The sequence below is a fragment of the Aquipluma nitroreducens genome (assembly GCF_009689585.1).
GTDB lineage: Bacteria > Bacteroidota > Bacteroidia > Bacteroidales > Prolixibacteraceae > Aquipluma > Aquipluma nitroreducens.
Genome location: NZ_AP018694.1, coordinates 3,704,512 through 3,725,906, shown reverse-complemented (window position 1 = coordinate 3,725,906; position 21,395 = coordinate 3,704,512). Strand labels below are relative to the sequence as shown.

Here is a 21,395-nt window from a genome sequence, read left to right as displayed (position 1 = left end):
GGAATGGATGTAATCGTTTATCCAGCTTCCCGAAAAAAAATGGAATATAGAAATGAAAAAGCCCGTAAAAATAAAAAAGTCATCCGAATAAACGAATGACTTTCTGTGGGCGATGAGGGATTCGAACCCCCGACCCTCCCGGTCTAACCGGGATGCCCTGAACCTGATGCAATCAATTCTTCCAACTTGGTGCGATCTTTCCATTTTTTTAAGAGCATTTCCCTTTTCAGTGCCTGAGTCTTAAATTCAAATGTCTCGAAATATTTTAACGACCATGGTTTGCCGGTTGAGGTAAATCCTGTTTTTGAAGTATTATGCCTCTGGAGTCGACCCTGAAGATTGGAGGTGGAACCAATGTAATATTTATCCAGCTTCTCGGAATATAGAATATAACAGTAAAACATACTGTAAAAATAAAAAAGTCACCCGAATAAACGAATGACTTTTTGTGGGCGATGAGGGATTCGAACCCCCGACCCTCTGGGTGTAAACCAGATGCTCTGAACCAGCTGAGCTAATCGCCCTTTTTGTTGTTTTTGTGAACGCGCTTTGTTTTTAAAAGCGTTGCAAAGATATACCCATTTTTGAAACTTGCAAACAAAAATATTAAAAAATATTACAAAATTTCAGCCACCACAAAAGTACTACCACCTACAAATACCAAATCGTTTTCCCCAGCATTTGCAAGGGCTACAGAAAGTGCCTGACGAACAGTTGGATAACAATCGCCGCTTAAGCCGAACCGTTCAGCTTTCGCGGCAAGCACTTCTGGTTCGGCAGCACGCGGGATAGAAGCTTTTGTGAAATAATACTTCGCATTTGTTGGAAGTAAAGCCAAAACTTTGTCCTGATCCTTGTCGCTGACCATACCAATAACGATATGCAATGCTTTCCATGCAGTTTGGTTGATTTGCTCAACCACCAATTTGATGCCTGCCTGATTGTGACCGGTATCGCAAACTACTAATGGATTATGGCCAATTATCTGCCACCGCCCCAACAGCCCGGTATTCTGAATCACATTTAGCAAACCCTTTCTAATAATGCTTTCTGATAAATTCCAGCCTTTCTCATTTAAAAGATCGATTACTTTTAATACTGTTGGCACATTGTGCCGTTGATAAATTCCAAGCAAATCCAGTTTCAAGTCCGAATAAATCAACTGGTCGTTCTTTCTTATATTCAGGCTTTGTTTTCCATCGACGGTCAGCATCGAATAATCTGTCAGGTATTCCTGGTCAGCAAAAGCAAGCCTGGCCTGGACCTTTTCGGCAAACTGTTCAAAGACAATTCTGGTTTCAGGAGCAGTTTCGCCCACCACTACCGGAACATCTTTCTTTATGATTCCAGCCTTTTCGGCGGCAATTTTGGGCAAAGTATCACCCAGCAAAGCCATGTGATCGAAACTGATGTTGGTAATTACAGAAACCTCTGGAGTGATAATATTAGTTGAATCAAGCCGTCCTCCCAAACCAACTTCAATTACAGCTACATCAACATTCATACTCCGGAAATAGTCAAAAGCCATCGACACCGTCAGTTCAAAAAACGAAGGCTCAATCTTTTCAAGTTCGTTTTTTGCCTGAAACAAGTCAGTAAACCGAACCACCGCTTCTTCGGTAATCATTTCACCATTTACGCGGATTCGTTCCCTGAAATCTTTCAAATGTGGTGAAGTATAGAGACCCGTTTTGTACCCAGCTTCCTGCAAAATGGAGGCGAGCATATGCGAAACCGACCCTTTACCGTTCGTTCCGGCCACATGAATCGTCTTAAATGACCGGTGTGGGTGATCAAACATTTCATCGAGCCGAATCGTATTATCTAGGTTATCTTTATAGGCTGCAGCTCCAGTTCGCTGAAACATAGGCAACTGACTATACAAAAAATCGAGCACTTGTTGGTAGGTTCTCATGGAAAAAAAACTTATGAACACCAGTTTAAAAATAGAAGTGTAAAATTGAGAATTTAACTGCGATTACCTCAGATTTACATTCTAATTTTTCTAAATTTATGGAAACCTTAAAGATTACGGAGATGGCAAAGAAAAAGCAAACTAAAATTTTTGTGCTCGACACCAACGTGATTTTGCACGATCATACCAGCATTTACCAGTTTCAGGATAATGACATCGTCATTCCAATAACCGTTCTGGAAGAACTTGACAAATTTAAACGTGGGAACGACCCAATTAACTTTCAGGCAAGGGAATTCGTGCGCGAACTCGACGAAATTGTTGGCGATCAACTTTTTAACGGAGGCATTAAACTTGGTCCAGACAAGGGAAAGCTGATTATAGAAACCGGAAAGCCTATTCCTGAAGAAATGAAACATTCGTTTCGCGAAGACATTCCGGATCACCGTATTTTGGCCATTGCCATGTATGTTGGTCAGAAATTTCCCGACCGACCCACCATTTTGATCACCAAGGACATTAATCTCCGGATGAAAGCCAAATCGTTGAAAATTCAGTCGGAAGATTATTACAACGACAAGGTCAAAGACATTCAAATCCTGAATAAGAGTGTCACCGAATTAGAGAACTTTAACGATACACTGATCGAAAAGCTCTATAGTGATAATTCAATTCCGGTTGAACAAATGGAATTGGCAGAAAGGCCCGACGTCAACGAATATTTCATAATGAAGTCGCCTAAAGCGAGCGTTTTGGGACGATACGACGGTGGATTGAAAAAGATGGTTCGGGTTGAGAAAAAAACTGCATACGGAATCAAACCACGCAATGCAGAACAAACGTTCAGTCTCGATGCTCTTTTTAATCCGGAGATTAAACTGGTTGCACTAACCGGGAAAGCCGGAACCGGAAAAACATTGCTGGCTCTGGCTGCAGCGCTCGAACAGCACAAAAGCTTCGGACAAATATTACTGGCCCGTCCGATTGTGGCGCTGAGCAACCGCGATCTTGGATTTTTACCTGGCGACGCACAGGAAAAAATCAGTCCATACATGCAACCCTTGTTCGACAACTTATCTGTGATCAAGCATAATTTTAATGCCCGGAGTGCCGAATATCAAAAAATAGAAGAACTGCTGAAAGAAGAAAGCCTGGTAATTACTCCATTGGCTTATATCCGGGGAAGAAGCCTTTCAAACTCATACTTCATTATCGATGAAGCGCAGAACCTGACTCCGCACGAAATAAAAACCATTATTACACGGGCAGGTGAAGGAACCAAGCTTATTTTTACGGGCGACCTTCAACAGATCGATTCACCTTATCTGGATATGAAATCGAACGGTTTGGCTTACATGACCGAGAAAATGCGAAACCATGAAATTTTTGCCCATGTAAACCTGCTAAAAGGCGAACGAAGCTATTTAGCTGAACTGGCCAGCGATTTACTCTAAGATTTTTGCCACTAAGACACAAAGAATTTTTATTGAAATGTGCCTTTGTGGCAAGTTTGCTTTTTCTTCTTATTCTTTTGTATTTTTGCCGCCTGATTATCAGATGATGGAAAGGATTTTAATGGAATATTCAGGCAAAAAGGCTTCGTTTTATACACTCGGTTGCAAACTCAATTTTTCGGAAACATCAAGCATTGCACGCCGCTTCGAGGAGGTTGGATTTGAACGGGTTGAGTTTACAGATCATGCTGATGCGATCGTTATAAATTCGTGTTCGGTTACTGCCGAAGGCGACAAAAAAACTCGGAATATCATCCGTCAGGCGGTGCGTAAAAACCCGGAAGCACTGATAATAGTTACCGGCTGCTACGCCCAATTGCAGCCCGAAACCATCGAAAAAATTGAAGGGGTTGACCTGATCATCGGCTCATCGGAGAAACAGAATATTACCACATATTTAGGTAATCTGAATAAAAAAGAGCAAACCGAAATTCACATTCAGAAGCCGAAAGAAATCAAAAATTATTTTCATGCCTATTCCTTTGGCGACCGAACACGTAGCTTTCTGAAAGTTCAGGACGGATGCGATTATTACTGCACCTACTGCACCATCCCGTTTGCCCGGGGGCAGAGCCGCAACGACAGCATCCAGAATACGGTAGCCGAAGCACGTGAAATAGTGGCAAAAGGCACCCTTGAAATTATTCTTACTGGCGTAAATATTGGCGACTTTGGAAAATCAACCGGCGAAACGTTTATCGACCTGTTGCACGAACTTGATCTGATTGAAGGCTTGAAACGCATCCGGATTTCATCGGTCGAGCCCAATTTGCTAACTGATGATATCATCGAATTTGCTGCCCGTTCGCAGCGAATCATGCCACATTTCCATTTGCCGCTTCAATCCGGATCGAACAATGTTTTGAGCCTGATGAAACGAAAATACAAGCGTGAGGTTTTTGAAAGTCGGGTGGCAAAGATCAAGGCTGAAATTCCGAATGCCTTTATCGGAGTGGATGTGATTGCCGGAACCAATGGCGAAACCGACGATTTCTTCCGCGATTCCTACCGTTTTATTGCTGATCTGGACGTTTCACAACTCCATGCTTTTCCTTATTCCGAAAGGCCTGGAACCAAAGCATTGGAGATAAAACCAGTTGTTCCGGTTGACGAACGTAAACATCGCACACAACGACTGATTTCGCTCTCCGACCGGAAAACCGAGGATTTCTACCGCCAGAATTTAGGCTCAGTGCACGAAGTACTCTTTGAAGAACAAAAAGACAAAAAATCGATTTCAGGATTTACTGACAATTACATCAAAGTGGAAACTGAATATCACGAAAATCTGCAAAATCATATTGTTTCAGTAAAATTGGAAAACATATTGCCAAATGGGAACGTTTGGGGAAGCATAATTCAAGCATAGAGCAAAGGGCAAAGAGCTTGGAGAAGAAAGACCTGAGATAGTTATTTTTTAACTCATCATTTATAACTTATAACTGACAAACATGAATTTCGAAATACTTTGCACACAAGTTCAGGAACTGGCTCGCGAAGTTGGCCGGTTTATTTATGACGAACGGCTGAAATTTACGGCTGAAGACATTATCCACAAAGGAAAAGCTGACATGGTAACCTATGTAGATAAAACTGCCGAAAAAACGATTGTTGCCGCCTTGCGCGAACTGTTGCCCGAATCCGGTTTTATTGCCGAAGAAGGAACTGCTCAGGACAACGGAGAAAAATATCGCTGGGTGATTGATCCACTGGACGGAACCACCAATTACATTCATGGGATTTCGCCATTTTGCGTAAGCATTGCCCTAATGGAAGATCAGGAAATTATCATGGGCGTGGTTTACGAAATCAGCCTCAACGAAATGTTCTATGCCTGGAAAGGCAGCAAAGCCTACCTGAATGGCAAAGAGATTCACGTTTCGAAAGCCTCAAGTACAGCCGATTCGCTAATAGCAACCGGATTTCCGTATTACGATTTTTCAAAACTGGATAATTACCTGAAAGCAATGAACTTTTTTATGCGAAACTCGCACGGCATGCGTCGTTTGGGCTCAGCGGCTGCCGACATGGCCTATGTTGCCGCCGGAAGGTTCGAAGGTTTTTATGAGCATGCACTGCATTCGTGGGATGTTGCTGCCGGAATCATCATCCTGAAACAAGCCGGGGGCAAAGTTTGCGATTTCAGCGGTGGCGAAAATTACTTGTTCGGCGGTGAAATGATTGCCTGCAATGCAAACTATTTCGATGAATTTTACTCCATCGTAAATAAACATTTAGGTTAGAAATCAAGAAAAAGAAAAGTGAAAGGAGAAAAACAGAGTTATTTTGAATTGACTCTTCCCCTTTCCTGATTCATTAATTCTTTTTCCTGATTTCTAATGACCTTTTCTCATTCCTATTTCATAACTTGCATCGAACAAACAATTCACCAAATGATCGAAAAAGAAATTGCCCTGATCAACAAACAACTTGAAAGTCTGACAGCTAAAAACTTCGATCTGGAAGCCTGGAAAAGCCACACCATCATATTTCTGGAACGAATTTTTGGCAAAGAAAGCACAAAAGTAAGGATGATCAAGGAACTGAAATACGATTATTCGAGCTGGAACCTGCGCGATGCCGCCGGAACCGGAAAAGATTCAGATCCGGTTATCCTGAAAGCCCGCGAAATATTGGAAGCCACCAAGCTGGAGCTTGAGCATTTGGGAGTTCCAAAACAGGAAGAAGAAAATCAAAAAATATGGTCACTGCTCGAAGAAGAGCTGACAGGTAAACAAATCCGCGAAATCAAATTGGTTTTACAATCGGAGGATCCTGATAAATTGGAGAAAATAGCTAATATGCTTTTCAACCTCGAAAAAGAGAATATGTCCGTGGTTTTGGCAAAACTACTTATTCCATAACATGGCATCAATCCTTCAGTAATTCAATCCTTCAGTTTTATATGCGTCATCCTAAAATTGCCATTGTCATCCTCAACTGGAACGGGGCCAAACTGTTGCAACAATTCTTGCCTTCTGTAATTGAATTCAGCAAAGGAGAATTAACTGACATCGTTGTTGCTGACAATGGCTCTACTGATGATTCCCTGCAAATACTTCAAAATCAATTTCCGGAAGTTAAAATCCTTGATCTGAAGCAAAACTATGGGTTTGCACGGGGATACAACGAAGCCTTGAAACAGATTGATGCCGACTATTTTGTCATCCTGAATTCGGATGTTGAAGTTACCTCGGGATGGTTGGACGAGCCAATCCGCATGATGGAAAATGATTCGTCGATTGCCGCGGTTCAGCCCAAAATACTCAGTTATAACCAGAAAACTCATTTTGAATATGCCGGTGCTGCCGGAGGTTTCATCGACCGGTTTGGATACCCGTTTTGCCGGGGACGGATTTTTAACGAAGTGGAAGAAGATCACGGCCAATACAACGATTCGGTCGATATTTTTTGGGCAACCGGAGCCTGCATGTTTGTGCGCTCCAACCATTTCCACGAAGCTGGCGGATTTGATGCCGATTTCTGGGCGCACATGGAAGAAATAGATTTATGTTGGCGCCTTAAAAACCGCGGATACCGAATTGTTTATACTTCGGAAAGTACCGTTTATCATGTTGGCGGTGGAACGCTTTCGTACGACAATCCGCGTAAACTATATTTGAATTTTAGGAATAACCTTTGGTTGCTATACAAAAATTTGCCTCCCGGTCAGCTCGTCCAAATTCTATTCATGCGCATGATTTTGGACGGCGTAGCTGCATTTAAACTACTCGCCGAATTCAACATGAATGGCATTGTGAGCGTGTTCAAAGCGCATTATCATTTCTATTGCTCGATTCCTTCGCTAAACCGTAAACGCAAACTGGCTCGGCAGGCCGGTCATTTATCCGTTCCGGCAGAAAAACTTTCCAAAAGCATTGTCTTTCAGTTCTATATCAAAAAAAGGAAACGATTTAGCGAGATTAAGTTCTGAAATCGGATTTAAGCAATTCCTCAAAAAAAAAAAGGATTCCATCTTTCTTAAAAGAGATGGAATCCTTTCATTTGTTATTACTGACCACTGCGGCTGATCACTTTTTTCTAGTCTTTCAGATAATCAATCTGTGCCAGATCGTTCCAGATTGGATCTTTCGGCGGTTTGGCAACAATCTTTATCGGCTCTTTGGTTACCGGATGAATAAATTCGATTTTGCGGGCGTGCAAATGAATTCCGGCATTCTCGTTACTACGGGCAGCGCCGTACTTCAGGTCTCCTTTGATGTGTAATCCAATCCGATTGAGCTGCGCCCTGATCTGGTGGTGACGACCCGTCTTCAAATCGATTTCGAGCAAATGATAATGATTGAGCGTGGCTACATGACGATAATCCAGGATGGCTTCTTTCGATCCTTTGCGCTCCTTGTCATGGGCATGCGATTTGTTCTTCGCTTCATCTTTCAACAGCCAGTGGTGCAAAGTTCCTTCTTCCAACTCCGGAAGTTTATCGACCACAGCCCAGTATGTTTTTTTCATTGCTTCCTTATCCTGAAACATTTCGTTAAGGCGAAGAAGCGCTTTGCTTGTGCGCGCAAACAGGATGACTCCGGAAGTCGGCCTATCGAGACGGTGTGGTGAACCGAGGTAAACATCTCCCGGTTTTTTATATTTTTCTTTGATGTATTCTTTTACTTTGTCGATTAAAGTTACATCACCGGTTTTGTCGCCCTGAACGATCTCTCCACAAGCCTTGTTGACTGCGATAATATGATTGTCTTCGTAAATTATATCCATTCCCTGTAAATTTATTTATACGTGCTTAGTCTCTGTCGGAAACAAATGTTGCGAGTTTCGGGTTAAAAAACATGCAACACGCATCTCGTATCCCGCAACCCTTAATATTGTTCCTTTTCGTTTGGAAAATCCTGTGATTTCACATCCTGAACATAGGAATTCACAGCACCTTGAATTTCTTCAGCCAGATTCAGATATCTTCTCAGGAAACGGGGCGAAAAGGTCTGGGTGATTCCGAGCATGTCGTGAAGAACCAAAACCTGGCCATCGCATCCGCCACCAGCTCCAATGCCAATAACCGGAATCTTTAATGCCTGCGACACTTTGGCGCCCAATTCAGCCGGAATTTTTTCGAGCACAATAGCAAAGCAACCAGCTTCTTCAAGCAAAATAGCATCCTCAATTAACTTCTGTGCTTCAACTTCTTCTTTGGCACGAACTGTATACGTTCCGTATTTATTAATCGACTGTGGCATCAGTCCCAAATGGCCCATTACCGGAATACCAGCTGACAAAATACGTTCGACAGATTCGATGATTTCTTTGCCGCCTTCAACTTTTACAGCATCCGCGTGTGTCACTTTCATGATTTTGATGGCCGAATTCAGCGCTTCCAAAGAGTTTCCCTGATAAGTTCCAAATGGCATATCGACCACCACCAGTGCGCGATTCACCGCTTTAACCACCGATTTACCATGATAAATCATTTGGTCGAGCGTGATTGGTAAGGTTGTTTCATTACCAGCCATCACGTTTGAAGCAGAGTCGCCAACCAGAATAATATCAATACCTGCCTGATCAACCAGTTTAGCCATACTGTAATCGTACGAAGTAAGCATAGCTATTTTTTCGCCTTTCAGCTTCATTTCCAAAAGTGTGTGTGTTGTAACACGTCGTATTTCTTTATGGACTGACATATCTTTTGTATTCAATTTGGCTACAAAAGTAAGAATTTATAGATTGGAATATCTGGTTTGTTTGGCACAAATGATTCGACAACAACCGAAGCAATCAAATTGAGCCATATTTACCGTTGTATTAAGTACTTAATAACTGAAAGTCATTCTGAGTGTTCGACAGAGCTCACGTCGAAGACTTGTTTTGGAATCTGCTTACATTTGGATGAGATGCTGAATATTTGAAGCTTAACACAACACTGGTATATAACGAAAGAAGCCGGCTCAATCGAACCGGCTTCTTTCGTTATGTCGAAAAATGGTTATACCCTCAGGAAAATATTCTTTTTATACATGTAATAGAGCAGCGACCATACAATCATGATGCTCCCGACAACATTCACGACCATTCCGAAATCGCCCCATAAAACAGTCCAGCCCAGCACATATTTTGTAATGCTGCCCACATTAACCATATCGTAAAGCAGATAGATAAAAATGGAGTTCATCCCGATAACCCGGAAGAAAAAAGACCACTTTTTCCATCCTTTCACATCAATGATCCAATAAAACGTGGCCATCAGGATAAAACCTATACCACCGGCAAGTAAATTAAAAGGTGTAGTCCAGCATTTCTTGATGATCGGATAAAATGTACTCAAAAGTAATGCCGCTACAATGGTGGAAGCTCCAATAATCAAAAGGGTTTTGACTTTCTGCTGATCAGTTGTGGTTTTATCGCGCAAAAAATGACCAGCCACAGTTCCCATTAATGTAATAGCAATAGCCGAAAAAATACACAAAAGGCCTTCAGGATCGAATACCCCTCCGTGTAATCGTCCAGGCAAAATGGCGCGATCGATATACCCATTTATGCAACCTTCAGGAGTTAAAACGCCTGCACCAATGCCGGGAACCGGAATTAACAATTGTACGATGCCATATCCAACGAGAATACCGCCTAACCAATACAGCCTGTCTTTGAAGGTTTTGCTGTAAATGACAATTAACGAAGCAAACAAATACGCTAGTCCAATTTGACTGAGCACGCTAGCGAAACGTGGATTTTCAAATCCGTCACTGAACACGCCATTATACACCATTCCGAGCAAAACAAGTGTAAGCCCACGTTTTACAGCTTTTTTGGCCAATTCAGCCTTCGGAACCTTCTTCTCTAACTTTGAAATCAGAGCAAAAGGAATTGCAACTCCACTGATAAACATGAACAACGGGAAAATAAGGTCTTCAAAATGGAAGCCAGCCCATTCAACATGTTCCATTTGATCTGCAAGGACTTTCAGCCAGCCAGCTCCGGTATATTTTGCCAAAACTGCAACCAGATAACCTCCGCCAGTTATCCAGAACATATCAAATCCACGAAGTGCATCGAGTGAAAAAAGGCGTTCGCGCGGAACTGCCTGTGTTGGTTTATTTTTCATTGTTTGATGGTTTATGATGGGTTGAAGTTAGTTATTTTGATAATTCAGCAATCTGATAAATTAAAAATTCTGACACAATCGCTACTTTCTGTTTTTTAGCAACTGCCTTCAGACTCTCGTCGTGGAACTCCCGACTGTTTTCGCTGTCTTTTTGTCACGCATTCTGTCAAGATCATCCCCTGCCAAAACTTTAGAATGCCAAATTTACCAAATATTAGTCGGGAAGATTTATGGCATAGCGATTGAATAGAAACTGCTCGTGATTAATTCTTATTGAAAATAACAAGTTTAAAAATATCATAAAATGGGAAAAATTATTGGAATTGACTTAGGTACCACCAACTCGTGTGTATCTGTTATGGAAGGTAACGAGCCTGTTGTTATCCCAAATAGCGAAGGCAAACGTACTACACCATCAATCGTTGGTTTTGTTGAAAACGGCGAACGTAAAGTAGGTGATCCGGCAAAACGCCAGGCGATCACAAATCCTGCAAAAACTGTTTATTCCATCAAACGATTGATGGGTGAAAGTTTTTCGAACCTGGCTAAAGAAATTCAACGAGTTCCTTATGCAGTTGCTCAGGGTGATAACAACACGCCACGTGTAGTTATTGAAGACCGTAAATATTCACCTCAGGAAATTTCGGCTATGATTCTTCAGAAAATGAAGAAAACCGCTGAAGATTATTTGGGTCAGGAAGTAACCGAAGCCGTTATTACCGTTCCTGCTTATTTTAACGATTCACAGCGTCAGGCAACCAAAGAAGCCGGCGAAATTGCTGGATTGAATGTCCGTCGTATCATCAACGAGCCAACTGCTGCTGCTTTGGCTTACGGATTAGATAAAATGCACCGCGAAATGAAAATCGCGGTATTCGACCTTGGTGGCGGTACTTTCGATATTTCAATTCTTGAATTAGGCGAAGGTGTATTTGAAGTAAAATCAACCGATGGCGATACCCATCTGGGTGGTGACGACTTCGACCACGTAATTATTGACTGGCTTGCTGACGAATTCAAAAAAGATGAAGGGATTGACCTGCGTCAGGATCCAATGGCTTTACAACGGTTGAAAGAAGCTGCAGAAAAAGCAAAAATTGAATTATCGAGCTCAACCCAAACTGAGATCAATTTGCCTTACATTATGCCGGTTAACGGAATTCCAAAGCACTTGGTAAAAACCTTGACTCGCTCTAAATTCGAACAACTGGCCGACAGACTGATTCAGGCTACAGTTGAACCTTGCCGCAAAGCATTGCAAAACGCAGGTTTAAAAGCAAGCGACATCGACGAAGTAATTCTGGTGGGTGGTTCAACCCGTATACCTGCTGTTCAGGATAAGGTACAGGAATTATTCGGAAAAGCGCCTTCAAAAGGTGTAAATCCCGACGAAGTTGTGGCTATTGGAGCTGCTATTCAAGGTGGTGTTTTATCCGGAGAAGTAAAAGATGTATTGTTACTTGACGTAACTCCACTTTCTTTGGGTATTGAAACTATGGGCGGCGTGATGACTCGTTTAATCGAATCAAACACAACCATTCCAACCAAGAAAACTGAAACATTTACAACAGCCAGTGATAATCAGCCATCGGTTGAAATCCATGTATTGCAAGGCGAACGCCCAATGGCTGCAGGAAATAAAACCATCGGTAAATTCCATCTTGACGGTCTACCACCAGCACAACGCGGTGTTCCTCAAATTGAAGTAATTTTCGATATTGATGCCAACGGTATTCTGCACGTAACGGCTAAGGATAAAGCAACCGGAAAATCGCAGTCGATTCGTATTGAAGCATCTTCAGGCTTAAGTGATGCCGAAATTAAGCGTATGCGCGACGAAGCGGCTGCCAACGAAGCATCAGACAAGGCTGCACGCGAAAAAGTTGACAAGTTGAACCAGGCCGACAGTCTGATTTTCCAGACCGACAAGCAAATGAAAGAATTTGGTGACAAATTACCAGCCGACAAAAAAGCTCCGATAGAAGAAGCATTGACTAAGCTGAAAGCTGCACATGCCGCACAGGATATTGCAGCTATCGATACAGCAACTGCTGAACTGAACACCGTTTTCCAGGCTGCATCTCAGGAAATGTATAATGCACAAGCGGCTGGTGGAGCCCAGGCTGATCCGAATGCCGGACAACAAGCCAACGCTGGCGCTAGCAACAAACAGGACGGTGAAGTAACTGATGTTGACTTTGAAGAAGTCAAATAAATTAGAAGACTGAAGTCAAAAGACCGAAGTACAAAAATTATAAATTAAAAATCCCTGTCGGAAATTCGGACAGGGATTTTTTTCTTTAGCGGTTGATATCATTAAAACGCAAAAGAAATAAAAATAATGAAGCAGTTAAGAAAATTTCTTAACTGCTTCATTTTTAAGTAGCGAGAGGCGGGCATGATCCGCCGACCTCGCGATTATGAATCGCGCGCTCTAACCAGCTGAGCTACCTCGCCATCGTCTATTTTGAACTTAAAAAAAGAAACTTCCATTCCTTTTTTGCGGTGGCAAATATAGCACTTTATTTATTTGTTGATCGACGAAGCTAAAAAAAATCAAAAAAAAATCTGTGATACATTTTTTTCGATGGCTTGTTTTTTCTGTTTAAATACATATATTGCAGAAAATCAAAGAACCTATGGCTGAAAAAACACAAATACAATTGGAATATACTGTCAACTGCTCTCCCAAAGTTCTCTTTAACAGACTGAGTACCGCCTCAGGCTTAACCGAATGGTTTGCTGATGATGTTCGTGTAAAAGGAAATCTATTTACATTCATTTGGGGAGACGCAAGTCAAACTGCAGAAAAAAAGATTCACCGTGAAAATAAAATGGTAAGGTTCGAATGGGTTGGCGATGACGCAGATGAATTGTATTTCGAGTTTATTATTAATCAAGATGATCTGACAAATGATGTTTCGCTTACTATTATTGATTTTGCCGAGGAAGACGAAATCCATGAAACCAGTAATCTTTGGGATACTCAAGTATCGAAACTGAAACATTTACTTGGCTCCTGATTGGCATCATCGTGATCAACTACCCTGCTTAAAATCGTCTTTCAAATTTCAAGTTAGCTTTTCCCCACTAATAAATCCATTCCTCCTGACTGACTATTCTCTATTCAATTTGTTTTTGTATTATCACTTCTTTCATAAACAGTTTATTGTCTGCTTCAGGTTCGTTTTTTATATCCAATCATTATCCTTCAAATTCATTTCAGAAAATCTGTTTTATGGGAACTGCAAAGCTCTATTTCTCGTTTTGCGCTCAAAATAATTTTGAAGGTGTTTGTGATTCACTTTTTAATTCTTCAAAATACCTTAGTTTTGTAAACGTTTTATTATGCAAGCATAAGCATGAAGCTATTACATAAGTTTATCATTAAAAGTTTTCTGGGTCCTTTTTTTATGACCTTTTTCATCTGTGTTTTCATTCTACTGATGCAATTTCTGTGGAAATACATTGATGATTTGGTTGGAAAAGGACTTGATTGGGGAATTGTGTCGGAATTGTTGATGTATGCGTCATTTGGGCTTGTTCCTCTTGCTTTCCCTCTGGCAATGCTGTTGGCCTCAATCATGACTTTTGGCAATTTGGGGGAGAATTACGAGCTGGTCGCCATGAAAGCTTCAGGGATTTCATTATTTCGAATTATGCGACCTCTTTTTGTTGTTGCTCTTATTCTTACTTCAATCGCATTTTATTTTTCCAATAATATCTTGCCTAAAACCAACCTGAAATTTTACACTTTAATGTACAGTGTTAAACAGCAAAAGCCTGAAATGGTGATTAAGGAGGGTGTTTTCAGTAATGATATGGAAAATTACAGTATTAAAGTTGAACGTAAGGGGAAAAACAACAACATGCTTTACGATGTGATGATTTACAACCACGCCGACAACCAGGGAAATGTAAATGTATCGATTTCTGATTCAGGTAAAATGGAAATAACGCAGGATAAGAAATTCATGTCAATCACGCTATATAACGGACAAAATTATACTGAAGGAACAGAAAGCCGGCAAAGTACTGCAAAACGGTATCCTTTTCGGCGCGAATCGTTTCAGAAAGAGGTTATTAATATTAGCATGAAAGATTTTGAATTTAACCGGATTGATGAAAAGCGCTATGCCGGAGCTTCAAAAATGATGAATGTTTCGCAGCTCACCAGTCAGGGAGATTCTGTTTTTAAAGAATATAAGCTTCAGTTGTGGAGGTATTTGACCGCCTTTAGTTACATCAGCGATGTTAATCGGCAAGTTTCGTGGTTGTCTAATCCAATAGATTCACTTCGAATTAATCCTAACATTAAACCAGATAGTATCGTCGATTTCGATAAAACTATTGCAGCATTGAGCACCTTCGAGAAGGCCGCTCTTTATCAGCGCGTTATCGGTAATGTTCGAAGTAACTCCTTAGCGCTTACCCAGCAATTCGACGAAATGTATATGAGAAAGAAATCGCTGAATAGTTACGCCATGGAGTGGCACCGTAAGTTTACCCTTTCGTTTGCCTGTTTGATCTTCTTTTTTATAGGTGCACCTCTTGGGGCCATTATTCGGAAAGGTGGGCTGGGCATGCCGGTAGTTGTGTCCATATTAATGTTTATAGCTTACTATATTTTGATGATTACCGGAGAGAAATTTGCCCGGGAAGATGCCTGGTCAATGGTCGGAGGAATGTGGCTTGCCTCGTTTGTTTTTCTTCCACTGGGTATTTGGCTGACTTATAAGGCGGCAACCGATTCCGGAGTTATGAATATAGAAAGCTATCAGGCTCTTTTTAAACGTCTGACAAAAGTTCGATTTTTTAATCGTCATAAACCTGAATAATAGATCGATGCGTATACTTCAATTGATGAATAAAGTTCCATGGCCTCCAAAAGATGGAGGAGCCATCGCCTGTTTAAACATGACGAAGGGATTTTCGATGCTTGGGCACGAAGTAACTGTGTTGAGTATGAATACTTCCAAACATCATATTCGCATTAAAGATATGCCTGACGATGTGAAAAGCAAGGCCGATTTTCGTCTGGTTGAAGTGCCGGCATCAATCAATTGGTTAGAAGCTACACTTAACCTACTCTTCTCTAAGCTTCCGTACAATGCACAACGGTTTATTTCCGACGAATTTAGCAATGAACTGGCCAAACTGCTGACCGAAAAAACATTCGATGTTATCCAGCTTGAAGGATTATATCTTTGTCCATACATCCCTGTTATCCGTGAATATTCGAAAGCTTTGATTGTCTACCGCGCTCACAATATCGAATACGAAATTTGGGAGCGGACGGCCACATTATCTGATGGATTTCGCTCAAAATATCTTCGGAATCTTTCAAAGCGGATTAAACGATTCGAGATCAGTTATCTTAATTCCTACGACTTACTTGTACCAATTACCGATCGTGACGGAATAATCCTCGATAAGTTGGGCAATACCAAACCACGTCATACCTCACAAACCGGTATTGATTTTGCCTCGCTTGTTCCAACTGCCCGAAAACTGGAGTTCCCCTCTTTGTTTCACATTGGGGCGCTCGATTGGGCCCCGAATCAGGAAGGATTGATCTGGTTTTTCAATCATTGCTGGCCTAAAATACATCAGGAAAACCCGGATTTGAAGTTTTATCTTGCCGGAAGAAATGCCCCTGAATGGTTCGAACGAATTATAAAACTGGATGGAGTTGTGTATTTGGGCGAAATAAATGACGCCTACGATTTTATTAATTCTAAGGCTGTTATGGTTGTTCCGCTTTTCTCAGGAAGCGGTATGCGAATCAAGATTATTGAAGGTATGGCGCTCGGTAAACCAATAGTAACAACCGATATTGGGACTGAAGGAATTCCAACTGAAAGTGGAAAAAATATTTTGATAGCCAATGACGCCGACAGCTTTACCGAAGCCATCAATCAATTGATTACCGACCGCTCACTTTCTGATCGGATTGGTACTAATGCAATTGGATTTATTCAGGAAAAATATGATAATTTATCGCAAGCCGAAGCGTTAGTTGAATTTTACAAACAACAGTAAATCCTTTGGAAATAGTATTCTGGATATTGCTTCTGATCGTGTTTTATACCTTTGCCGGATATGCAATTTTGCTGGCTATACTTCTATCCTTAAAAAAAGCAAACTCCAAAAAAAACATTTATCCTGAAGTCAAAACCACTGACTTGCCCCGTGTTTGTATGTTTGTTGCTGCATACAACGAAAGTAATTGTGTTGATGTTAAAGTTGAGAATTTACTCGAACTCGATTACCCTCAGGACAAAATTCAATACCTCTGGATTACAGACGGATCAGATGACGGAACTCCGGAAATATTAAAGAAATATCCGCAAATGGAAGTGCATCATCTTCCTGAGCGAAAAGGTAAAATCCATGCCATGAACCGGGGAATCCAATTTGTTGATGCTCCAATCGTAATTTTTTCTGATAGCAATACTACACTTTGTAAGCAGGCAATTCGGGTGATGGTTGAGACTTTTAATGACCCCAACGTTGGATGTATCGCCGGCGAGAAAAGAATAATATCATTGAAAGCTGATGGAGCCGCCGGATCAGGCGAAAACTTGTACTGGAAATTTGAATCGTGGGTCAAACGTATGGATAGTGAGCTGAATTCAGCCGTTGGTGCGGTTGGTGAGCTTTTTGCCATCCGTACAGATCTTTATTCTGAAGTTGAAAATGATACTATACTTGATGACTTTATTATATCTCTGAGGATTGCTGAAAAGGGTTACCGAATTGCCTATACTCCTGAAGCTTATGCCATAGAAACCGCATCGGCAAACGTATCCGAAGAAATGAAACGTAAAGTACGTATTGCAGCCGGCGGACTCCAAACCATTGGCCGGTTAAAGGAATTGCTAAACCCATTTCACTACGGGTTGCTCTCGGTTCAGTATATTTCGCACAAAGTTCTACGTTGGACCATTGCGCCCATCGCCTTGTTTTGCCTGTTATTTATCAATCTCTTCATCGTGTTGAAAGGTGGGAAATGGAGCATTGACAATTTTTATTCGATTTTCTTTTATTTTCAGGCAATGATGTATCTGCTGTCACTGTTGGGCGGGTTTCTGGAACGCCATAAAATTCGTTTCAAGTTGCTATTTGTGCCATTCTATTTCACTGCAATAAATTATGCCTCCATTCTGGGTTGGATTCGTTTTCTGAAAGGGAAACAATCGGTCAATTGGGAAAAGTCGAAGCGGGCATAAACTCAATTTCGTACCGTCAAGTCGATAATTTTCACTAATTTTGCGGCCATATTTTTTGAAATTAGTTTAAGCGATGAATGAAATAAAACTAAATACAATACCGGAAGCCATTGACGCTATTCGTAAAGGACAGTTAATTATTGTGGTTGACGATGAAGATCGTGAAAATGAGGGTGATTTTATTGCTGCAGCCGAAATGGTTACTCCTGAAATGGTTAACTTCATGACTTTATATGGGAGAGGCCTGGTTTGTGCTCCAATTACAGAAGAACGGTGTGATGAGCTTGAACTGGATTTGATGGTTGGAAAAAATACCTCATCGCACGAAACTCCGTTTACCGTTTCTGTTGATTTGCTTGGCTATGGATGCACTACTGGTATTTCGGCCAGCGATCGTGCAAAAACCTTGAACGCCTTAGCGAACCCCGATATAAAACCGGAAGAACTTGGTCGTCCCGGCCATATTTTCCCACTCCGAGCAAGAAGCAGGGGAGTTCTGCGTCGCGCAGGTCACACCGAAGCAGCTGTTGATTTAGCCCGAATGGCCGGATTAACACCAGCAGGCGTGCTCATCGAAATTATGAACGACGATGGCACGATGTCGCGTTTGCCCGAATTGGCGAAGCTGGCTGAACGTTTTGATTTAAAGCTAATATCGATCAAAGACCTGATCAATTACCGGTTGCAGAGTGAGAGTTTGATTGAACGAGGCGAAGAAGTATTTCTTCCAACAAAGCATGGCAATTTCCGGATTATTCCTTTCAAACAGGTTTCTAACGGGGTTGAGCACATTGCCTTAATTAAAGGCGAATGGGCAATTGATGAACCTGTTTTGGTGCGGGTTCATTCATCGTGCATGACTGGCGATATTTTCGGTTCGAAACGTTGCGAATGTGGAGAACAACTCGACCGAGCCATGGATCTGATCGAGAAGGAAGGAAAGGGAGTTGTGGTTTATATGCAGCAGGAAGGTCGCGGAATTGGTCTGATGAATAAAATTGCAGCCTATAAATTACAGGATCAGGGAATGGATACCATTGATGCAAATATTCACCTTGGTTTTGACGCTGACGAACGTGATTACGGCGTAGGAGCGCAGATTCTGAGAAGTCTTGGTGTTTCAAAAATGCGGTTGATGACTAACAATCCGATTAAACGGGTGGGGCTCGAAGGTTTTAATCTTGAAGTTGTTTCGACTGTAAATATCGAGATTGAACCGAATGAATACAATCAGGCATACCTGAAAACCAAACGCGACCGAATGGGTCACTTTCTTCAGAAGTTTAAATACTAGTCTGGAATGGGAATTTTTGACAATATGTTCGATTCCGGCATAGACGATTCGCCGGTTGAAGGTGTTGATTATGTGATGAGTCAACAAGGTTACCGGATAATGACTGAATTCTATCTGGTTAAGAGAGGATATTGCTGTTCAAACGGATGCAAGAATTGTCCATATTCACCTAAAGCAATCAAGGGCAACCGAAAACTTAGGCCTGAAATTGAAAACAAATACAATATTTAGATCGAATTCAACAGATGAAATCTAAAAAGCCGGAATACAGTAATAACTGCTGATTCCGGCTTTTTATACAATTGGCAAACCAATTATAAACTAAGCGATAGTTGAAACTACACTATTTTCTTCGCCAAAACTATTCGCAACAAATGAGTCGGCTTGTGAGTCGTTTTTCCATTCAGTCCCATCAATCAAATAGCGAAACTGAAATTCCTTTCCTGCTTCCAATTCGAGTGTAGCAGTAAAATCGTTCGATTTAAGAGCAGTCATTGGTTCTGCTGATTTATCCCAGTTATTAAAGTCGCCTAACAACTGAACTTTTTTTGCTCCTGAAGCTTCTGCCGCATCTAAACGGAATGAAACCTTACAAACTGGTTTCGATTTAAGAAATTGTTTTTTAAAGCTCATAACCTAAATATTAAATTTGAAGAATTAATTGATAATACAAAAATACCTTAAACCTTCATGCGAAATTCGCTTAAGTTGTTGTGAACAAATTATTTAGCAATCTATTGATGATAAGTTAACGTGTCGGAATGTGCAAGTTGTTTATAATCAGCAAATAACGTGTTTTGAATCATTGTTAACTCAAGATTAAGGTATTCATTTTCAATAGCGTAATTTTTTGCGCGATGATTAGCTCCATTCTTTTTTGATTTCGTGTTTTGAGTTTTGAATCAAGACTTATCTTTGTAAAAAAAACGATGTCTCCGAAAGAAATCCGAATTGTATTTATGGGAACTCCCGACTTTGCTGTCGAGAGTTTGAAAGCTTTAGTTGAAAAGGACTACAATGTTGTTGGTGTAATTACTGCTCCGGATAAACCTGCTGGTCGTGGTCGTCAGCTAAGCGAATCGGCCGTTAAGCAATATGCAATGCAACAATCGCTTCATATCCTTCAACCTGAAAAACTGAAAAATCCGGAATTCATTGCTGAACTGGAAAGTCTAAAAGCAGATTTACAGATTGTGGTTGCTTTTCGTATGCTGCCCGAAATTGTTTGGAGTATGCCGCCCATGGGCACATTTAACCTTCATGGATCGTTGTTGCCACAATATCGTGGAGCAGCTCCGCTTAATTGGGCTGTTATCAATGGCGAAACGGAAACCGGGGTCACTACTTTTTTGCTTTCGCACGAAATCGATACCGGGAAAATCATGTTTCAGGAGAAAATTGAGATTGCCGAAAACGATACGGTTGGCGATTTACACGACCAACTGATGGTTATTGGCGCTAATCTGGTTGTAAAAACTGTGGAAGCACTGGCGAGCGGAAACGTTGAAGCTATTGATCAGGAAAATTTGATAGCCAATCAGGATCGGATAAAACATGCACCTAAAATATTTAAAGACGATTGTCGTATCGACTGGACCAGAGATACCGAGTCGGTTCGTAACTTGGTACGTGGTCTGTCGCCTTATCCGACGGCCTGGACAGAATTAGTGCATTCAGGAAAACAGGAGGTACTGACTGCCAAAATCTTTGCTGCAACGCGCGATAACTTTAGTTTGCCGGCAGCTCCGGGTACACTTCAAACGGATGGTAAGAAATTCCTCAAGATTGCGTGTACTGATGGATGGCTTTCGATAACTGATATTCAACTTTCAGGAAAGAAACGCATGAAAATTGATGAATTGCTGCGTGGATTCCACGATTTGGGCGATTGGCGGGTGAAAGTGTAAGAAGTCCGAAGACCAAAGGGAGATAACTTCTGACTTCGGTCTTCCGACTTCTAGCTTCTAACTATTTTTTCTTCATAAAAGTAACAATCAGGAAATACACAATAAATCCTAGCGAAATGGAAACCAGTTCGATGCCAAATGGTAGCATGCTGTTTTCCATGAAGTTGCGATAGTTGTCTTCGTTGTAAAGACTTGGCCCCATCTGATTGATAATAATAAAGCCAATTCCGGCAAAGAATGCCACCAAACCCCATTTCAGCGACGGATATTTATTGGCTTCCTGATTTTCAGTAGTGATTGAAGCCACTTTTTGCTCCAGAATACCAGCATTTTCAAAATGTCCGGCTTTTATTACTTTTCTTTTTAATAAAAAGTCTGTAAAATTTTTTATGATTTGATAAATCGCAAAAAAGATTACTGCTGCCATTAATACTTGATTCATAATTTCCAGTTTTAAATGTTTGAAA

20 protein-coding genes and 2 tRNA genes are annotated in these 21,395 nt (G+C 41.2%); 13 read left to right on the top strand and 9 right to left on the bottom strand.

The annotated features are described in order from the left end of the window. Window positions 1-143 precede the first annotated feature (143 nt). The 3 genes from AQPE_RS15630 to AQPE_RS15620 all read right to left on the bottom strand — a co-directional run bounded on the left by AQPE_RS15630 (window position 144) and on the right by AQPE_RS15620 (window position 1,915). A complete protein-coding gene (locus AQPE_RS15630) occupies window positions 144-404 on the bottom strand; it encodes a GIY-YIG nuclease family protein (protein ID WP_318347436.1) in 261 nt (86 codons plus the stop codon). Window positions 405-449: 45 nt separating this feature from the next. After that, window positions 450-524 (bottom strand) — tRNA-Val (locus tag AQPE_RS15625). A 92-nt stretch (window positions 525-616) separates the two neighbouring features. Next, the gene (locus AQPE_RS15620) at window positions 617-1,915 is read right to left on the bottom strand and encodes a bifunctional folylpolyglutamate synthase/dihydrofolate synthase (protein WP_318347435.1); all 1,299 of its coding nucleotides are present in this window, start codon (window positions 1,913-1,915) and stop codon (window positions 617-619) included. Window positions 1,916-2,013: 98 nt separating this feature from the next. Here AQPE_RS15620 and AQPE_RS15615 point away from each other — a divergent pair, with 98 nt between their 5' ends. The 5 genes from AQPE_RS15615 (at window position 2,014) to AQPE_RS15595 (ending at window position 7,363) form a co-directional block, all read left to right on the top strand. Beyond that, window positions 2,014-3,369 carry a PhoH family protein gene (locus tag AQPE_RS15615; RefSeq protein WP_318347434.1) on the top strand — a complete coding sequence of 452 codons (1,356 nt, stop codon included), beginning with the start codon at window positions 2,014-2,016 and terminating at the stop codon, window positions 3,367-3,369. 106 nt (window positions 3,370-3,475) lie between these two features. Beyond that, window positions 3,476-4,798, top strand: a complete 1,323-nt coding sequence (gene mtaB / locus AQPE_RS15610) for a tRNA (N(6)-L-threonylcarbamoyladenosine(37)-C(2))-methylthiotransferase MtaB (RefSeq protein ID WP_318347433.1) — start codon at window positions 3,476-3,478, stop codon at window positions 4,796-4,798. 82 nt (window positions 4,799-4,880) lie between these two features. Next, on the top strand, window positions 4,881-5,672 hold the full coding sequence (locus AQPE_RS15605) for an inositol monophosphatase family protein (protein ID WP_318347432.1): 792 nt from the start codon (window positions 4,881-4,883) through the stop codon (window positions 5,670-5,672). 150 nt (window positions 5,673-5,822) lie between these two features. Continuing rightward, a complete protein-coding gene (locus AQPE_RS15600; RefSeq protein WP_318347431.1) occupies window positions 5,823-6,293 on the top strand; it encodes a hypothetical protein in 471 nt (156 codons plus the stop codon). Window positions 6,294-6,334: 41 nt separating this feature from the next. Beyond that, entirely contained in the window at window positions 6,335-7,363 is a 1,029-nt protein-coding gene (locus AQPE_RS15595; protein WP_318347430.1) for a glycosyltransferase family 2 protein, read from the top strand. A gap of 107 nt (window positions 7,364-7,470) precedes the next feature. On the opposite strand, the gene AQPE_RS15590 is transcribed toward AQPE_RS15595, so the two are convergent. From AQPE_RS15590 to AQPE_RS15580, 3 genes are all read right to left on the bottom strand, one after another. Further along, window positions 7,471-8,160: an RluA family pseudouridine synthase gene (locus AQPE_RS15590; protein WP_318347429.1), complete on the bottom strand. Its 690-nt coding sequence runs from the start codon at window positions 8,158-8,160 to the stop codon at window positions 7,471-7,473. 101 nt (window positions 8,161-8,261) lie between these two features. Next, a complete protein-coding gene (gene panB, locus AQPE_RS15585) occupies window positions 8,262-9,077 on the bottom strand; it encodes a 3-methyl-2-oxobutanoate hydroxymethyltransferase (RefSeq protein ID WP_318347428.1) in 816 nt (271 codons plus the stop codon). Window positions 9,078-9,379: 302 nt separating this feature from the next. After that, window positions 9,380-10,495 (bottom strand): acyltransferase family protein, encoded by a 1,116-nt coding sequence (locus AQPE_RS15580; protein ID WP_318347427.1) that lies wholly within the window; start codon window positions 10,493-10,495, stop codon window positions 9,380-9,382. 304 nt (window positions 10,496-10,799) lie between these two features. On the opposite strand from AQPE_RS15580, the gene dnaK reads away from it, so the two are divergent. Continuing rightward, window positions 10,800-12,710: a molecular chaperone DnaK gene (gene dnaK, locus AQPE_RS15575; protein WP_318347426.1), complete on the top strand. Its 1,911-nt coding sequence runs from the start codon at window positions 10,800-10,802 to the stop codon at window positions 12,708-12,710. 168 nt (window positions 12,711-12,878) lie between these two features. On the opposite strand, the gene AQPE_RS15570 is transcribed toward dnaK, so the two are convergent. Then, window positions 12,879-12,952: transfer RNA gene (locus tag AQPE_RS15570), tRNA-Met, on the bottom strand. A gap of 182 nt (window positions 12,953-13,134) precedes the next feature. Here AQPE_RS15570 and AQPE_RS15565 point away from each other — a divergent pair. From AQPE_RS15565 to AQPE_RS15540, 6 genes are all read left to right on the top strand, one after another. Next, window positions 13,135-13,518 (top strand): START-like domain-containing protein, encoded by a 384-nt coding sequence (locus tag AQPE_RS15565; RefSeq protein ID WP_318347425.1) that lies wholly within the window; start codon window positions 13,135-13,137, stop codon window positions 13,516-13,518. Between the two features lie 339 nt (window positions 13,519-13,857). Further along, a complete protein-coding gene (locus tag AQPE_RS15560) occupies window positions 13,858-15,333 on the top strand; it encodes an LptF/LptG family permease (protein ID WP_318347424.1) in 1,476 nt (491 codons plus the stop codon). Window positions 15,334-15,340: 7 nt separating this feature from the next. Then, window positions 15,341-16,537 (top strand): glycosyltransferase family 4 protein, encoded by a 1,197-nt coding sequence (locus AQPE_RS15555; protein WP_318347423.1) that lies wholly within the window; start codon window positions 15,341-15,343, stop codon window positions 16,535-16,537. A 5-nt stretch (window positions 16,538-16,542) separates the two neighbouring features. Further along, on the top strand, window positions 16,543-17,727 hold the full coding sequence (locus tag AQPE_RS15550; protein ID WP_318347422.1) for a glycosyltransferase family 2 protein: 1,185 nt from the start codon (window positions 16,543-16,545) through the stop codon (window positions 17,725-17,727). Between the two features lie 73 nt (window positions 17,728-17,800). Further along, the gene (locus AQPE_RS15545; RefSeq protein WP_318347421.1) at window positions 17,801-19,021 is read left to right on the top strand and encodes a bifunctional 3,4-dihydroxy-2-butanone-4-phosphate synthase/GTP cyclohydrolase II; all 1,221 of its coding nucleotides are present in this window, start codon (window positions 17,801-17,803) and stop codon (window positions 19,019-19,021) included. A gap of 6 nt (window positions 19,022-19,027) precedes the next feature. Next, entirely contained in the window at window positions 19,028-19,252 is a 225-nt protein-coding gene (locus AQPE_RS15540; protein ID WP_318347420.1) for a DUF5522 domain-containing protein, read from the top strand. Between the two features lie 90 nt (window positions 19,253-19,342). Here the strand turns inward: AQPE_RS15540 and AQPE_RS15535 are convergent, their stop codons facing one another. Next, on the bottom strand, window positions 19,343-19,654 hold the full coding sequence (locus tag AQPE_RS15535; protein ID WP_318347419.1) for an isoamylase early set domain-containing protein: 312 nt from the start codon (window positions 19,652-19,654) through the stop codon (window positions 19,343-19,345). Between the two features lie 296 nt (window positions 19,655-19,950). Between AQPE_RS15535 and fmt the strand changes: the two genes are divergently transcribed. Then, window positions 19,951-20,928, top strand: a complete 978-nt coding sequence (fmt, locus tag AQPE_RS15530; RefSeq protein ID WP_318347418.1) for a methionyl-tRNA formyltransferase — start codon at window positions 19,951-19,953, stop codon at window positions 20,926-20,928. Window positions 20,929-20,989: 61 nt separating this feature from the next. On the opposite strand, the gene AQPE_RS15525 is transcribed toward fmt, so the two are convergent. Continuing rightward, complete coding sequence (locus tag AQPE_RS15525) at window positions 20,990-21,370, bottom strand: hypothetical protein (RefSeq protein ID WP_318347417.1); 381 nt, start codon at window positions 21,368-21,370, stop codon at window positions 20,990-20,992. Window positions 21,371-21,395: the final 25 nt, after the last annotated feature.

Coding starts and splice junctions, on each gene's coding strand:
- AQPE_RS15525 (WP_318347417.1), bottom strand. CDS start 21,370: ATGAATCAAGTATTAATGGCAGCAGTAATCTTTTTTGCGATTTATCAA.
- AQPE_RS15565 (WP_318347425.1), top strand. CDS start 13,135: ATGGCTGAAAAAACACAAATACAATTGGAATATACTGTCAACTGCTCT.
- AQPE_RS15595 (WP_318347430.1), top strand. CDS start 6,335: ATGCGTCATCCTAAAATTGCCATTGTCATCCTCAACTGGAACGGGGCC.
- AQPE_RS15540 (WP_318347420.1), top strand. CDS start 19,028: ATGGGAATTTTTGACAATATGTTCGATTCCGGCATAGACGATTCGCCG.
- AQPE_RS15535 (WP_318347419.1), bottom strand. CDS start 19,654: ATGAGCTTTAAAAAACAATTTCTTAAATCGAAACCAGTTTGTAAGGTT.
- AQPE_RS15555 (WP_318347423.1), top strand. CDS start 15,341: ATGCGTATACTTCAATTGATGAATAAAGTTCCATGGCCTCCAAAAGAT.
- panB (WP_318347428.1), bottom strand. CDS start 9,077: ATGTCAGTCCATAAAGAAATACGACGTGTTACAACACACACACTTTTG.
- dnaK (WP_318347426.1), top strand. CDS start 10,800: ATGGGAAAAATTATTGGAATTGACTTAGGTACCACCAACTCGTGTGTA.
- AQPE_RS15560 (WP_318347424.1), top strand. CDS start 13,858: ATGAAGCTATTACATAAGTTTATCATTAAAAGTTTTCTGGGTCCTTTT.
- AQPE_RS15545 (WP_318347421.1), top strand. CDS start 17,801: ATGAATGAAATAAAACTAAATACAATACCGGAAGCCATTGACGCTATT.
- AQPE_RS15620 (WP_318347435.1), bottom strand. CDS start 1,915: ATGAGAACCTACCAACAAGTGCTCGATTTTTTGTATAGTCAGTTGCCT.
- AQPE_RS15630 (WP_318347436.1), bottom strand. CDS start 404: ATGTTTTACTGTTATATTCTATATTCCGAGAAGCTGGATAAATATTAC.
- AQPE_RS15600 (WP_318347431.1), top strand. CDS start 5,823: ATGATCGAAAAAGAAATTGCCCTGATCAACAAACAACTTGAAAGTCTG.
- mtaB (WP_318347433.1), top strand. CDS start 3,476: ATGGAAAGGATTTTAATGGAATATTCAGGCAAAAAGGCTTCGTTTTAT.
- AQPE_RS15615 (WP_318347434.1), top strand. CDS start 2,014: ATGGAAACCTTAAAGATTACGGAGATGGCAAAGAAAAAGCAAACTAAA.
- AQPE_RS15590 (WP_318347429.1), bottom strand. CDS start 8,160: ATGGATATAATTTACGAAGACAATCATATTATCGCAGTCAACAAGGCT.
- fmt (WP_318347418.1), top strand. CDS start 19,951: ATGTCTCCGAAAGAAATCCGAATTGTATTTATGGGAACTCCCGACTTT.
- AQPE_RS15605 (WP_318347432.1), top strand. CDS start 4,881: ATGAATTTCGAAATACTTTGCACACAAGTTCAGGAACTGGCTCGCGAA.
- AQPE_RS15580 (WP_318347427.1), bottom strand. CDS start 10,495: ATGAAAAATAAACCAACACAGGCAGTTCCGCGCGAACGCCTTTTTTCA.